Origin of the sequence: Trinickia caryophylli (genome assembly GCF_034424545.1) — a bacterium.
In the GTDB taxonomy this organism is placed as follows: domain Bacteria; phylum Pseudomonadota; class Gammaproteobacteria; order Burkholderiales; family Burkholderiaceae; genus Trinickia; species Trinickia caryophylli.
In genome coordinates, this window is record NZ_CP139970.1 from 3,684,501 (window position 1) to 3,697,826 (window position 13,326).

General features: G+C 65.7%; 12 protein-coding genes. 8 read left to right on the forward strand and 4 right to left on the reverse strand.

Translation table 11 applies throughout. The annotated features are described in order from the left end of the window. Positions 1-9: 9 nt before the first annotated feature. Both U0034_RS16665 and U0034_RS16670 read right to left on the reverse strand, forming a co-directional pair. Positions 10-1,371, reverse strand: coding sequence for an MdtA/MuxA family multidrug efflux RND transporter periplasmic adaptor subunit (locus U0034_RS16665; protein ID WP_085227254.1), 1,362 nt, complete (start codon positions 1,369-1,371; stop codon positions 10-12). A 302-nt stretch (positions 1,372-1,673) separates the two neighbouring features. After that, positions 1,674-2,510, reverse strand: coding sequence for an IclR family transcriptional regulator (locus U0034_RS16670; RefSeq protein ID WP_233211793.1), 837 nt, complete (start codon positions 2,508-2,510; stop codon positions 1,674-1,676). Between the two features lie 532 nt (positions 2,511-3,042). Between U0034_RS16670 and U0034_RS16675 the strand changes: the two genes are divergently transcribed. From U0034_RS16675 to U0034_RS16695, 5 genes are all read left to right on the forward strand, one after another. After that, the gene (locus U0034_RS16675) at positions 3,043-3,972 is read left to right on the forward strand and encodes an ABC transporter ATP-binding protein (protein ID WP_085227255.1); all 930 of its coding nucleotides are present in this window, start codon (positions 3,043-3,045) and stop codon (positions 3,970-3,972) included. Continuing rightward, complete coding sequence (locus U0034_RS16680) at positions 3,969-4,730, forward strand: ABC transporter permease (RefSeq protein ID WP_085226895.1); 762 nt, start codon at positions 3,969-3,971, stop codon at positions 4,728-4,730. The genes U0034_RS16675 and U0034_RS16680 overlap by 4 nt, the downstream gene beginning before the upstream one ends. Before the next feature lie 111 nt (positions 4,731-4,841). Continuing rightward, positions 4,842-6,440, forward strand: coding sequence for a sensor histidine kinase (locus U0034_RS16685; RefSeq protein ID WP_085226897.1), 1,599 nt, complete (start codon positions 4,842-4,844; stop codon positions 6,438-6,440). Between the two features lie 17 nt (positions 6,441-6,457). Continuing rightward, positions 6,458-6,922: a response regulator gene (locus U0034_RS16690; RefSeq protein WP_085226899.1), complete on the forward strand. Its 465-nt coding sequence runs from the start codon at positions 6,458-6,460 to the stop codon at positions 6,920-6,922. Next, positions 6,919-8,562, forward strand: a complete 1,644-nt coding sequence (locus tag U0034_RS16695) for an ATP-binding response regulator (protein ID WP_085227256.1) — start codon at positions 6,919-6,921, stop codon at positions 8,560-8,562. The genes U0034_RS16690 and U0034_RS16695 overlap by 4 nt, the downstream gene beginning before the upstream one ends. Positions 8,563-8,566: 4 nt before the next feature. Here U0034_RS16695 and U0034_RS16700 read toward each other — a convergent pair whose 3' ends face one another. Further along, entirely contained in the window at positions 8,567-9,148 is a 582-nt protein-coding gene (locus tag U0034_RS16700; protein ID WP_085226902.1) for a DJ-1/PfpI family protein, read from the reverse strand. A gap of 181 nt (positions 9,149-9,329) precedes the next feature. On the opposite strand from U0034_RS16700, the gene U0034_RS16705 reads away from it, so the two are divergent. The 3 genes from U0034_RS16705 (at position 9,330) to U0034_RS16715 (ending at position 10,906) form a co-directional block, all read left to right on the forward strand. After that, positions 9,330-9,782, forward strand: coding sequence for an Rrf2 family transcriptional regulator (locus U0034_RS16705; RefSeq protein ID WP_085226905.1), 453 nt, complete (start codon positions 9,330-9,332; stop codon positions 9,780-9,782). A gap of 110 nt (positions 9,783-9,892) precedes the next feature. Further along, the gene (locus tag U0034_RS16710) at positions 9,893-10,537 is read left to right on the forward strand and encodes an NAD(P)-dependent oxidoreductase (protein WP_085226907.1); all 645 of its coding nucleotides are present in this window, start codon (positions 9,893-9,895) and stop codon (positions 10,535-10,537) included. Between the two features lie 171 nt (positions 10,538-10,708). Further along, positions 10,709-10,906 carry a hypothetical protein gene (locus tag U0034_RS16715; RefSeq protein ID WP_085226909.1) on the forward strand — a complete coding sequence of 66 codons (198 nt, stop codon included), beginning with the start codon at positions 10,709-10,711 and terminating at the stop codon, positions 10,904-10,906. A gap of 73 nt (positions 10,907-10,979) precedes the next feature. On the opposite strand, the gene U0034_RS16720 is transcribed toward U0034_RS16715, so the two are convergent. Then, positions 10,980-13,253 (reverse strand): FUSC family protein, encoded by a 2,274-nt coding sequence (locus U0034_RS16720; RefSeq protein ID WP_085226911.1) that lies wholly within the window; start codon positions 13,251-13,253, stop codon positions 10,980-10,982. Positions 13,254-13,326 lie beyond the last annotated feature (73 nt).

Here is a 13,326-nt window from a genome sequence, read left to right on the forward strand (position 1 = left end):
GGCAGGGCGTCAGTGCGCGGCCGAGGCCGCGGAGGCCGCCGACGCGTGCGCGCGCCGGTGCCCGCCCTCGGGCCGCGAGCCGGGCTGCGCGGCCTGGGCCGCCGATGCGCCCGAGGCGGCATCGGCCGGAATCGTGATCTTCGCGCCCTCGCGCAGGCGGTCCGAGCCGTCGACGACCACGCGCTCGCCGGCGGCGAGACCCGAGGCGATGCTCGTGCGCTCGCCGTCCACCGGGCCGACCTTGACGAGCCGCACGGTCACGGTGTTGTCGGGCTTCGCGACGTAGACGAACTGGCCGGACGAGCCGTTGAGCACGGCCGAGCTCGGCACGATCACGGCATTCCTGATCGTGTCTACGAGCAGCCGCGCGTTCACGAACTGATTGGGGAAAAGCAACTGCTCTTTGTTCTCGAAGAGCGCGCGCAGCTTGACGGTGCCCGTCGAAGTGTCGATCTGATTGTCGAGCGTCTCGAGATACCCGGTTTCGAGCGACGTCGTGTTGTTGCGGTCGTAGGCGGTGGTCGAGAGCTTCACGCCCGTGTGCATGCGCTTGAGAATGGCCGGGAGGTTGTCTTCCGAGGTCGTGAACACGACGCTGATCGGCTGAAGCTGCGTGATGACGACGATGCCGTTCGTATCGGAGGGCGTCACGTAGTTGCCGGGATCGACCTGCCGAAGGCCCACGCGGCCCGTGACGGGCGCCGTGATGCGGGCATAGGTCAGGTCGAGTTTGTAAGTGTCGACGTTGGCCTGATCGGATTTCACCTGCCCTTCGTATTGCTTGACGAGCGACGCCTGGGTGTCCACCTGCTGGCGTGCGATCGAGTCCTGCGCGAGCAGCGTGCGATAGCGCTCGAGATCGAGTCTCGCCGTCTGCAGCAGAGCCATGTCCTTGGCGAGCGTTCCCTGGGCATTGGCGAGCGAGATCTCGTACGGGCGTGGGTCGATCTGCGCGAGCAGATCGCCCTGCCTGACCATCTGGCCTTCCTTGAAGCCGACGCTTTGCAGCGTGCCGGAGAGCTGCGTCTTTACCGTGACCGTGGCAAGCGGCGTGACCGTGCCGAGTGCGGTCAGCACGATCGGCATGTCGCCGAGCTTCGCGGTGGCCACGTGCACGGGCTGCGGCATGTCGGCGAAGCGGCTGCCGGGCCCGTTGCGGCCGTGGCGCGCGGCGCTGCCGGAGGCGCCGGGGGTGTCGGACGCGGGCGACATGCCGCGCCACGGGTGCCACCAGGCGAGTATGAGCGCGGCAACGAGCACGACGCCCGCGAGTGCGCCAAGCCTCGCGCGAGGCGAGCGGTGCGGGCTCGACGCGAGCGGCGGCTCGGGGCGGCTGGGGGAAGCGTCAGGGCGGTTTTCTTGTTCGGCCATCGGTGTCAGGGCGAGAGCATGGAGGATCGCGGACGTTCGGGGGCGGGCAGCCATTCCATGCGGGCACGCCAACAATACGAATACGAGTACGAAAGCTGCTGAGAGCGACCGAATAGCGACCGAATAGCCGCGAACACGTTCGCACGCGTTCGATGCGTACACGGTGGCGGGCGCACCCGGCTCGGCCTCGGCGCGCGCCGGGCCGCAACCGCGGACCATGATGCTACGTCGGCCGCTCTCCGATCGTCCAGTCACGTATTTTTCAGGGCGTTACGGCCGTAACGTCCTGAAAACGCCGCGCGTCAGTCGCGCAATCGCAGCCGCGGCGCGCCGCCGATCTCGCGCACGATCTGCGCCACGCATGCGACGAGAGCGGGTGCGGCATGCTCGATCAACCACTCGCGCGGGCAAAGGTGCGCGGCGCCGCCGCAGTTGACCGCGTAGCGCTCGCCGGACGGTCCGACGAAGCCGGCTGCGATTGCGTTCAGCCCTTCATACCACTCGCCTGTGGCAATGGCATAACCGTTGGCCTGCGTTTCGGCGAGCGCCGGAGCGAGCCGCGCATGGATATGCGGCCAATCGTCGCCGGCCGCGGCCTGCAGGCCCGACATCAGCGCGTCCCGCTCGGGTTCGGCCAGCACGCCGAGATAGGCGCGGCCGACGGCCGTACGCGTGAGGTCCATGCGCGAGCCGATCTCGAGCCGCGAGACCAGAATCGCCGAACGGGGCCTGATCGTCTCGATGACGACCATATCGAGCCGGTCGCGTGTGGCGAGATGCACGGACAGCGACGTCTTTTCGGCCAGTTCGACGAGAAACGGACGGGCCCGCGCACGGATGTCGAAGTTGCGCAGAAAGCCATTCGAAAGCTCGAGCACGGCCGCGGTCAGCACGAAGCGCTCGCTGTCGGGCAGACGATAAAGGAAGCCGGCGCCGACGAGCGTTGCCGTGAGGCGCGAGACGGTGGGTTTCGGGATGCGCGTGACCTCCGCGAGTTCACGGTTGCTGATCGGCGCATCGGCTGCCGCCACCGCCCGCAGCACCGTCAATCCGCGCGCGAGCGCGGCGACCTCTTCGGGTGCCCCGTCGCGTTCGATGGTTTTGGGAGGAGGGGCGGGTTTTCGGTTCGGACTGGGCACTTTTCGTCTTCCTGTGATTTTTTGAAACTTTATTTCAGGTTGAGATTTCATGTCGCGCAAGTCCGCAAACGCGCGATGACTGAAATCGGTAAAATTTGCATTGAGTGTCCGATGTAATCGTTTCCCCTCGTGTGCAACCTGTCAACAATTCGGAAAAATTTATCTTGACTTCATCGGCGGAAAGAGAAAGAATGGAATCACATTTCGGAATGACATATCGGCAGCGGCCGGTACCGGACTGCGGCAGGACTTCGGAAGGGGGTTCGGCCGGTGGTTCGAGGGTCTTCCGGAATACCGTCTCTCAGGTTCTAGCACGGCCCTCGGAATGGCTAGAACTTCTTCAAGGCGTCACGGCAACGTGGCGCCTTTTTTTTTGTCCGTGAGGGGCGGGTCGCGGCGGGTTGCCCGCGGTTCTGCTATCGTCGCAGTCCGGCCAAAATCAGCGAGTGGGCCAACGGCGCGAGCAGGTGTTTGCGCATCCGTTCGTGCGCGATGCGCGCGTGGCCGTGCCGGTCTCCATGTGATCCTCACCATGCAACCCATCCTATCCATTACCGACCTGTCGAAGACATACGCGTCGGGCTTCACGGCGCTCAAGCACGTCAATCTTGAAGTGCGGCGCGGCGAGATTTTCGCGCTGCTCGGCCCGAACGGGGCCGGCAAAACCACGCTGATCGGCATCGTGTGCGGCATCGTCAACGCAAGCGGCGGTGAAGTCCGCGTGGACGGCCACGACATCGTGCGCGATTACCGGCGTGCCCGGGCCATGATCGGCCTCGTGCCACAGGAGCTCACCACCAACGCCTTCGAGTCCGTCTGGGCCACCGTGGCGTTCAGCCGCGGCCTTTATGGAAAGCCCGCCAACCCCGCCTACCTCGAACAGGTGCTGCGCTCGCTCTCGCTCTGGGAAAAGAAGGACGCCAAGATCATGATGCTGTCGGGCGGCATGAAGCGGCGCGTGCTGATTGCCAAGGCGTTGGCGCACGAACCTACGCTGCTCTTTCTCGACGAGCCCACGGCAGGCGTGGACGTCGAGTTGCGCCGCGACATGTGGGCGCTCATGCGCACGCTGAAGGAAAACGGCACGACGATCATCCTCACGACCCACTACATCGATGAGGCCGAGGAGATGGCTGACCGCATCGGCGTCATCAATCGCGGCGAGATCATTCTCGTCGAGGAAAAAGCCCATTTGCTGAGAAAACTCGGCAAGAAGCAGTTGACGCTGCAACTCGAGGGGCCGCTCGCCGCGGTGCCGCCGCCACTCGCCGACTACCGGCTCGAGCTTTCGCAGGACGGCTGCCTGCTCACTTATACCTACGACGACACGCGCTCCGAGCGCGCCGGTATCGTCCGGCTGCTGAAGGATCTCGACGATGCCGGGGTCCGCTTCAGGGATTTGCAGACGAAGCAAAGCTCGCTTGAAGACATCTTCGTCGATCTCGTCAGGGAGGCCTCATGAATCTGCACGCCGTACGCGCGATCTACCTCTTCGAGATGGCACGGACCTGGCGCACGCTGATGCAAAGCGTGATTTCGCCCGTCATCTCCACGTCGCTCTATTTCGTGGTTTTCGGTGCCGCGATCGGCTCGCGCATCAGCCAGATCGACGGCATCAGCTACGGCGCGTTCATCGTGCCCGGGCTCGTCATGCTGTCGCTGCTCACGCAAAGCATCACCAACGCCTCGTTCGGCATCTATTTCCCGAAGTTCACGGGCACCGTCTATGAGCTGTTGTCCGCGCCGGTGTCCTATCTGGAACTGGTGATCAGCTTCGTGGGCGCCGCGGCCACCAAGTCGATCATGCTGGGGCTCATCATCATGGCGACGGCGGCGTTTTTCGTGCCGCTTCGCATCGAACATCCGGTGTGGATGCTGCTCTTTCTCGTGCTCACGTCGGTCACGTTCAGCCTGTTCGGCTTCATCATCGGCATCTGGGCGGACGGCTTCGAGAAACTGCAGGTCATTCCGCTGCTGATCGTGACGCCGCTCACGTTCCTTGGCGGCAGTTTTTATTCGATCGGCATTTTGCCGCCCATATGGCGCACGATTGCGCTCGCCAACCCGGTCGTCTACCTGATCAGCGGGTTCCGCTGGAGCTTTTACGGCATCGCCGACGTACACGTGGGCGTGAGTCTGGCGATGACGGCTGTCTTTCTTGCGGTCTTCACCGCCATCGTTGCCTGGATCTTCAAAACCGGCTACCGCCTCAAGAGCTAGCGCCGCTCGCGTCCGGAGCGGCGGGTGTTTTGTCATTCTTAACAAACGCCGACATAATGCTCGAATTGCCGCGCGCATCGGCGCGCGGCTTGCGACCCCATTCCACCGAGCATGAGACTGACGACCAAAGGGCTGCTGCTGATCGCCATTCCGACGTTGTTCGAACTCGTGTTGCTGGCGGGGCTCGTCAAGGCGCAGGCCAATGCCGAACAGGCCGAGCAATGGGCACTTCACAGCAAGGACGTGCTGCGCCAGACGAGCGCGATTCTCGAGCCGGTGCTGATCGAGTCCGTGCGTATCCGCGGCGCGGTGCTCAAGAACGACCGAAGCTCTGCGACGCCGGTTACGCTGTGGATCGATCTGGATCGCCGGATAGATAGACTTGTCGATCTCGTTGCGGAAAACCCGGCGCAAGTCGAACGCGCGGCGCAGATCCGGCAGACGGTGCAGGCTTACCGGCAGTGGTCCGATCGTGTACAGGATCTGCTGCGCAACGGGCGCAGCGACGATCTGCTGCAGCGCTTCCGCTCTCAGGCCACGGCTGACGTCATCGACCGCTTCCGCTCGCAGGTGGCGGCGTTCCAGGCCGAGGAACTGCGTGTCGACTCTCGCCGCTCCGAGGCGGCCGCCCGGGCGCTTGCGCAGGAGCAGCGGCTTACTTCGGCTGCCGTCGTCGGTTCGCTCGTGCTGGCGGCGCTCGCGGTATTCCTGTTCACTCGTGGGCTGCGCGGCCGGCTCGCACGGCTGTCCGACAACGCCGAACGGCTGGCGGAAAACGCGCCGCTCGGGCCCCCGTCGCCGGGCGACGACGAAATCGCCGAGCTCGACTCGATCCTGCATGAGACGAGCCGGCGGCTCAGGGAATCGGAGCGGCTGCAGGCGCGCTTTCAGAGCGATCTGGCCCGGCGCGCCGACGAACTCGCGCGCACGAACGAAACGCTGCACCAGCAGACGCAGGAAAACGAGATGTTCATCTACAGCGTGTCGCACGACTTGCGCGCGCCGCTCGTGAACCTGCAGGGGTTCTCGAAGGAGCTCACGCACGCATGCGACGATCTGCGCGCGGCCGTGCGCGACTCGGCACTGTCGCCCGAGGAGCGCGAGCGCGTGGAGCGGCTGATCGACGAGGACATCGGCGAAGCATTGCGCTTCTTGCAGAGCGCCGTGCTGCGCGCGGCGCACATCATCGACTCGCTGTTGCGGCTCTCGCGCGTCGGGCGCGTCGAATACCGGCGCCAGGTGGTGGACGTGGGCGCGCTCGTGCGGCACGTGCTCGACGCCATGCAGGCCTCGATCAAGGCGAGCAACGTCGAAATCGTACTCGAGGAGCTGCCCCAGGTATGGGGCGATCCCACGGCGCTCGAGCAGATCTTCGCGAACCTGATCGGCAACGCGGTCAACTATCTGGACCCCGCGCGGCGCGGACGCATCGAGATCGGTGCCATGGCGGCGCCGCCCGGCGTGCACTCGCTGCGTATTTTCTACGTGAAGGACAACGGCCTCGGCATTCCGGCTGTGGCGATGCCGCGCCTGTTCAATGCGTTCCAGCGGCTGCACGGCAACGTGGCGACCGGCGAGGGCATCGGGCTCGCGCTCGTGCGCCGCATGGTCGAGCGCCACGGCGGGCGCGTCTGGGCGGAATCGACGGAAGGCGAGGGCACGACCTTCTATTTGTCTCTACCGGAGGCGGCCGAGCAGGCCGCCGCCTGATCCACAGGGGATCTATCATGCATAGCGGACTGGGAGCGCAAGCGGGCCAATCGGTCAGCATCATCCTGATCGAAGACGATGACGGCCATGCCACGCTGATCGAGCGCAACCTGCGCCGAGCCGGCCTGACCAACGGTTTCACGCGTCTTTCGGACGGTCAGGAGGCGCTGGATTTCTTTTTCGGCGAAGCGGCGCCGTATTTGCGCGACCCCACGCCGGCCTCCGTTATTCTGCTGGACCTGAAGATGCCGCGCATCGACGGGCTCGAGGTGCTGCGGCGCCTGAAGGCCGACAAACGCACGGCGTCGCTGCCTGTCATCGTCCTCACGACCACCGACGACCCGCGCGAAATCGAACGCTGCTACGAGCTCGGCTGCAACGTCTATGTGACCAAGCCAGTCGAGTACGACGCCTTCATCGAGGCGGTGCGGCGCCTCGGCTTTTTCCTGCAGGTGGTCAAGCTGCCCGCATGCGGCCGATGAATGCGCGGGTCTTGTTCGTCGACGACGACGAAGGGTTGCTCAGGCTGGCCTCGCGCTCGCTCGGGCGCGCCGGTTATCGCGTCGATCAGGCTGCGACGACAGCGGCGGCGCGGGCCTTGATGGCACGCGAGATGCCCGACGTCGTCATTGTCGATTACGCGCTTGGCGGGCTCGAAACGGGCCTCGAGTTCTTGCGCGCTGTCCGGGCAGGCGGGCTCGTGCTGCCCGCGATTCTCTGCACGGGTTTTGCCGACGAGGCGCGCGTGATCGAGGCGCTGCGCTCCGGCGTGGCCGACGTCGTGCCGAAGAGCGAGGGCTATCTCGACTATCTTCCCGAGGCCATCGAGCGCGTGCTGCGCGAGCGGCGCATCGAGCGCGAGCTTGCGGAGGCGCAGCGGGCCCAGGAGCGCGAGGCACACTTTCGCGCGCTGGCCGAGGAACGGGAGGCCTTGCTGGCTTCCGAGCGCGCGGCGCGCGCCGAAGCCGAGCGCGTCTCGCGCATGAAGGACGACTTCGTGGCCACGCTCTCGCACGAGCTGCGCACGCCGCTGAACGCGATCGTCGGCTGGACGCAGTTCCTGCTGCGCGATGCGAGCGGATCGGAATCGATCCGCAAAGGCCTCGACGTGATCGACCGCAACGCGCGGGCGCAGGCGCGCATGGTCGACGAACTGCTCGATTTTTCGCGCATTCTTGCCGGCAAGCTGCGGCTCGAGATCGAGCGCGTCGACCTCGTGGACATCGTCGAGTACGTCATCCGCTCGGTCGGGCCGGCCGCGCAGGCAAAGGAGATCCGCGTGAACTCGTCGCTTGCGCCGGTGACCTCGATTCTTGCGGACCCGGCGCGCCTGCAGCAGATCGTCTGGAATCTGCTCTCGAACGCGGTCAAGTTCACGGGTAAGGGCGGCGCCGTCGAGGTGGCGATCGTCGGGCGGGACGGCGAAGTCGAGCTCACGGTTGCGGACAACGGGCAGGGCATCAAACCCGAATTCCTGCCGCACGTTTTCGAGCGGTTCTGCCAGGAAGACGCCGGCATCGCGCGCCAGTATGGCGGTCTGGGGCTCGGGCTCTCGATCGCCCGGCAACTCGTGGAATTGCACGGCGGGCGCATCGAAGCAAAAAGCGACGGCCCCGGGCGCGGCGCTTCCTTCATCGTGACGCTGCCCGCGACGGGCGCCGAGCTGACGTCGGCGGCACCCGAAGAGCCGATGCCGCAGGTCACGCCGCCGGCACTCGCGGGGTTGCGCGTCGTGATCGTGGAGGACGAGCCGGACGCGCGCGAACTCGTGCGCAGCGTATTGGAGGAGCGCGGCGCGCAAACCTACGCCTTTGGCCATGCGCTCGAGGCGCTCGAGGCCTGCATGAGCGTGCCGCCCGACGTGATCGTGAGCGATATCGGCATGCCCGGTGTGGACGGCTACGAGTTCATCCGCCGGCTGCGCACGTTCGAGGCACAGCAGGGCCGTGCGACGCCGGCCGCCGCGCTGAGCGCATTTGCGCGCAGCGAAGACCGCCGCCGCGCGCTGCTCGCCGGATTTCAGACCCACGTGGCCAAACCGGTCGATCCGCTCGAACTCGTCGTCGTGGTGGCCGCGCTCGCGGGCCGCGCGACCTCTTTCGCCGACGAGCAGAGCGGTTAGCGATTCAAAGCTCGATGCGCGTGCCGAGCACGACGAGGAACTGTCGCAGCCATTCGGGGTGTGCGGGCCACGCCGGCGCCGTCACGAACTGCCCATCGGTGATGGCCGCGTCGACCGGGATATCGGCGTACTCCCCGCCCGCGAGGCGTACCTCGGGCGAGCAGGCCGGGTAGGCCGAGATCCGCTTGCCGCGGATCACGTCGGCGGCGGCGAGCAGTTGCGCCGCATGACAGATCGCCGCGATCGGCTTGCCCGCCCCGGCGAAGTGCCTGACGAGCTCGATCACTTTCGGGTCGAGCCGCAGGTATTCGGGCGCGCGGCCGCCCGCGATCGCGAGCGCGTCGTAGTCGGCCGCGGCGATTTCCTCGAACGTCGCGTTCAGCGCGAACTGATGGCCCGGCTTCTCGGTATAGGTCTGGTCGCCTTCGAAGTCGTGAATGGCCGTCTTCACCTTTTGGCCTGCCCGCTTGCCGGGACACACGGCATCGACGGTGTGGCCAACCGCCTGCAGCGCCTGAAACGGCACCATCGTTTCGTAGTCCTCGGCGAAATCGCCAGTCAGAAAGAGGATTTTCTTTGCTGCCATTGCGTATCTCCTGTGTCAGGGGGCTCGGAGGAATCGACGAACTGAGCAGTGTACTCCTCGCGTTTGACATCCCGTGCGGGATCCGGCACTCGATCGGAGGCTTGCGTGCGGGCTGAAGTGTAATTAGAATGGTTACATTATTTTTTGGCGCAGCCGAAGCAATGCGGCGCACGCAGGCAACATGAATACGAGCAGCCGGTTCGCATATGCGGTCCACATATTGGCGCTGCTGTCGCTGCAGGAGGGGGCGCCGCTTTCCTCGGAGATCATTGCGGGCAGCGTCAACACGAATCCGGCATTGATTCGCCGGCTCCTGACGATGCTGGCCGCGGCCGGGCTCACCACCGCGCAGTTGGGGGCGGGCGGTGGCGCGCTGCTTGCGCGCGAGCCGCAGGCCATTGCGCTGCTGGACGTCTATCGCGCCGTGGAGGAAGGGCAGCTTTTCGGCCTGCATCGGGATACGCCGAATCCCGCGTGTCTGGTCGGGCGCCACATCCAGGAGGTGCTCGTCGGCGTGGTGGACGAAGCGCAGCGGGCACTGGAGGCATCGCTCGCGGCGCGTACGCTGGCCGACGTGACGGCTGGCGTCGTACAGGCGGAGCGGCAACTCGAGCGCAAACGCCAGCGGGGCTGATCCGGCCGCGCTGGCAAGAAGCGGCAAGCGCGGCAAGCGCGGGAGGCAGGCGCCTCCGTTTTTTTTCGATTGAAATGTAACTGCAGTAATTACACAAATGGAGAGCGAAGATGCAAAAGAGTCTGAAGATTGCGCTTGTGGGCGCGGCCGGCATGATCGGTTCCCGTATCGCGGCGGAAGCCGCGCGCCGCGGGCATAGCGTGAGCGCGTTTGCGCGGCACCCTGAACGGATCGCGGGCGCGGCGAACGTGGAAGCGCGGCAGGGCGACTTGTTCGACGAGGCCGCGATGGCGGCGGCCGTTGCTGGCCACGACGTGCTCGCAAGCGCCTACGCGCCGCCGCACGACAATGCCGGCAAGGTCCTCGACGCATCGCGTGCGCTCGTGGCGATTGCTCGCGCCGCCGGCCTGAAGCGGCTCGTGGCCGTGGGTGGCGCGGGCTCGCTCGAAGTGGCGGCCGGCAAACAGCTCGTCGATACCGAAGGTTTCCCCGAGCAGTACAAGCCGTATGCGCTCGCACACCGCGAAGCACTGCGATTTTACCGGGGCGTGCTCGACATCGATTGGACGTTTTTCGCGCCCGCCGCCCTGATTGCGCCAGGCGAGCGGACCGGCACGTTCCGTACCGGCGCCGACGCGCTTATCGCCGATGCAAAGGGCGAAAGCCGGATTTCGGCCGAGGACTACGCGATCGCGTTCGTCGACGAGATCGAAAACGGTCGCTTCATTCGCAAGGTCGCGACGGTCGCTTATTGAACGAGCGGACCCACGGGTGCGACGGCCGTCGAGACGACGGCCGCCATCGCGATCCGCCATTGGGCGGCGCGCGAGCGCGTAGAATGCAGGCTTGCCGCGCCCGGGCGCCCTGAGCGCCCACGCGTCTCGCCCACCCTATCCACCCGATCCACCTGACACGCCGCCATTGCCTTGAACGATCCCCGTAAGCAGTCGAATCCGACGACACGCGTCGCTATTCTGGTCATTGTCATCGTGCTGGCTGTCGTTGCCACGCTCGTCTTCAACGCACTGAAAGGCAAGCGCGAGTACGAAGAGATGCAGCCCGCCGCATCGGAGCCGGTGGCCGCGAGCGCAGCGGCGAGCGCGGCCACCGGCGCGTCGCAATAACCGGCCCGGCGCATTCCGCATGGCGGGCGCCAGTGCCGATGCCGGCGCCGGCGCCGGCGCGCGTGCGAAGCCGCTATTGCGGCAGCCGGATGACCCCGGCGTCCTTGCGAATGAGAAACGACGCGGCGAGCATCTGCTTGCACTGATGCGCGAGCAGCTTGAGTTCCTGTACGAGTTCGGGCTGCTGCGTGCCTGACTGTTCGATCTCGACCACCATCGAATCGAGCTGGCGCGTGAGCTGTCGCGTGATCTCGCCCTGATCCCCGGCGAGCGGCTCGCCGGCCTGCGCGCGCGCGAGGTTCTCGTGCACGGCCGCGAGCACGCACTCGACAGGCTCGGAGCGCTCGGCTGCCAACTGCTCGGCAGCGCTCTTGAGCAGCGGCGCGGCCGCGGTGATCTGCGCCGCGAGCACATGGCTCTGCACGAGCAGGTCGTTGAGCTCCGGCACGAACTTCTGCTGCGCTTTGGGCTCGATCAGCATGCGCCGGAACGCCTGGGCGAGGTTGGCGAAGGCGACGTGCGCGTTCTTGCGCGCGAGCCGGTAGCGGAAATCGCGGCTCGCCGGGCTATCCGTCTCCGGCATGCTCGCCGTTGCGGATCCTTCCCCCGTGGCGGCGCCGGCCGTACGGGGTTTGCCGACCCAGCGATAGGCGGCGTCGAGATACTGCTGCGTGGCTGTCAGCATCTCGGCCACGAGCTTGCCGATCGCGCGATATTCCCAGTACGGGAAGAGGCGGCTCGCAGCGATCGCGAGCGCGCAACCAATGCCGGTATCGATGGCACGCTCGCCGATGATGCGCAGGCTGCCCGGCGCGAGCAGATGGAACAGCAGCAGCACATACGACGACGTGAAGACCACGCTCGCGCCGTAATTGAAGAGCAGCAGGCTGTAGCTCATCACCATCGACGCAAACATGACCGCGAGCAGCACATGCGGCGAGTGGACGAAGAGGATCAGCGCGATGCTGACGGCGCAGCCGATCGCTGTGCCGACGATACGCTGCGCGTTGCGCTGCTTCGTCAGCGAGTAGCCGGGCTTCAGGATGATCAGCGTCGTCATGATGATCCAGTACGCGTTCGTGAGCGGCAAAATGCGCCCGAGCCAGAAACCGGCCGCCACCGCGATCGCTACGCGCAGCGCATGGCGAAAGCTCGGCGAGGACATCGTGAGGTTCGAGAAGATCTGGCGAAGCGGTACGCGGCGATTCGACAAAAAGCGCGTGAGCTGCGGGTCGAGCCGCAGTTCGGTCTTCGCGGTCGCATCTTCGCTCGCGAGGCTTTTCTTCATCTTGTCGATGAGGCGAATGCCGCTCCAGATGCGGCGAAACGAAGCCGAAACCGCCGAGTACGCTTCGGGATTCGTCTCGGGCAGCCTTTCCTTGCGCAGGCGCTCGAGCTCGAATTCGATCGCGCGCAACTCGGCCCGCACGTTCACGCGCGATTCGGAAGCGCCGTTTTGCAGCACGGCAAGGCCGATTTCTTCGAGATCGAGCGCCGCCTTGCGGATCAGGTCCCGGAAGAACATCATCAGATCGACGTTGCCGAACGTGCGCCGCAGGAGCGGGTAGTCGGTGTGGGCGCCGACGAAAAGCTCGTGCAGATCGACCGAATTGATGAAAAGGTTGAAAAGGGCCACGCGCCGCGGGTCGAGCTTGCCGCGCCTGAGTTTCGGCAGATTGCGCAGGACGATCGCGCGGGCCGCGTCCTGCGTTTCCACCGCGGCGGTCTGCTTATCGATGAGGTGGCGATAGCAGTCGTCCAGATCGGCATCGACGTCGTAGAAGTCCGCCCGCGCGAGCAGGTAGTCGGCGCAGGCGAACACGCTTTCGGCGAGCGCCTGTTTTTCCACGCGCCAGGCCTGCCATTGCAGCAGCAGCGTGGCCCAGTAGGTGTACCAGAGTCCCCCGGCCAGAATCCATGCCGCGTTGCTGAGCGCGCGCATCGGCGTGAAGCTGTCTTCGAGCGTCACCACCATCATGAAGAGCGTCGCAAAGCCGATCTGCGGCCAGCGATTACCGTACGCCACCGTGAGCGACAACACGAAGGTCAGCGCCACGACGGTGGCCCAGAGCGCGAAGACGTTGAATGTCGCAAGGCCGGTGGCGAGTGCCGAGACGAAGCCGAGGACGCTGCAGATCAGCATCTCGTTGTGCTTGTGCTTCAGCGGGCCGGGCATGTCGACGACGCAGGCGCCCAGCGCGCCCGTGGCGATCGTGAAGCCGAGATCGGCGTTGTGAAAGACGATGAGGAAAAGCACGGCCGGCAGCGAGACGCCGGTTGCCATGCGCAGTCCACCGAAGAAATACTGGCTGTAGAGAAACTTCTTGATTTCGATCGAGTAGCGCATCGGTCTCGAGGCAGCAGCCAGGGTGGCCGGTTAGCAGGTCGGCGTCGAGTCTAACGTATTGCTCGCACGGCGG

Excerpts from the sequence above, each read along its gene's own strand:
- U0034_RS16690 (WP_085226899.1), top strand. The coding sequence starts at position 6,458 with ATGCATAGCGGACTGGGAGCGCAAGCGGGCCAATCGGTCAGCATCATC.
- U0034_RS16665 (WP_085227254.1), bottom strand. The coding sequence starts at position 1,371 with ATGGCCGAACAAGAAAACCGCCCTGACGCTTCCCCCAGCCGCCCCGAG.
- U0034_RS16720 (WP_085226911.1), bottom strand. The coding sequence starts at position 13,253 with ATGCGCTACTCGATCGAAATCAAGAAGTTTCTCTACAGCCAGTATTTC.
- U0034_RS16675 (WP_085227255.1), top strand. The coding sequence starts at position 3,043 with ATGCAACCCATCCTATCCATTACCGACCTGTCGAAGACATACGCGTCG.
- U0034_RS16680 (WP_085226895.1), top strand. The coding sequence starts at position 3,969 with ATGAATCTGCACGCCGTACGCGCGATCTACCTCTTCGAGATGGCACGG.
- U0034_RS16705 (WP_085226905.1), top strand. The coding sequence starts at position 9,330 with ATGAATACGAGCAGCCGGTTCGCATATGCGGTCCACATATTGGCGCTG.
- U0034_RS16710 (WP_085226907.1), top strand. The coding sequence starts at position 9,893 with ATGCAAAAGAGTCTGAAGATTGCGCTTGTGGGCGCGGCCGGCATGATC.
- U0034_RS16695 (WP_085227256.1), top strand. The coding sequence starts at position 6,919 with ATGAATGCGCGGGTCTTGTTCGTCGACGACGACGAAGGGTTGCTCAGG.
- U0034_RS16700 (WP_085226902.1), bottom strand. The coding sequence starts at position 9,148 with ATGGCAGCAAAGAAAATCCTCTTTCTGACTGGCGATTTCGCCGAGGAC.
- U0034_RS16685 (WP_085226897.1), top strand. The coding sequence starts at position 4,842 with ATGAGACTGACGACCAAAGGGCTGCTGCTGATCGCCATTCCGACGTTG.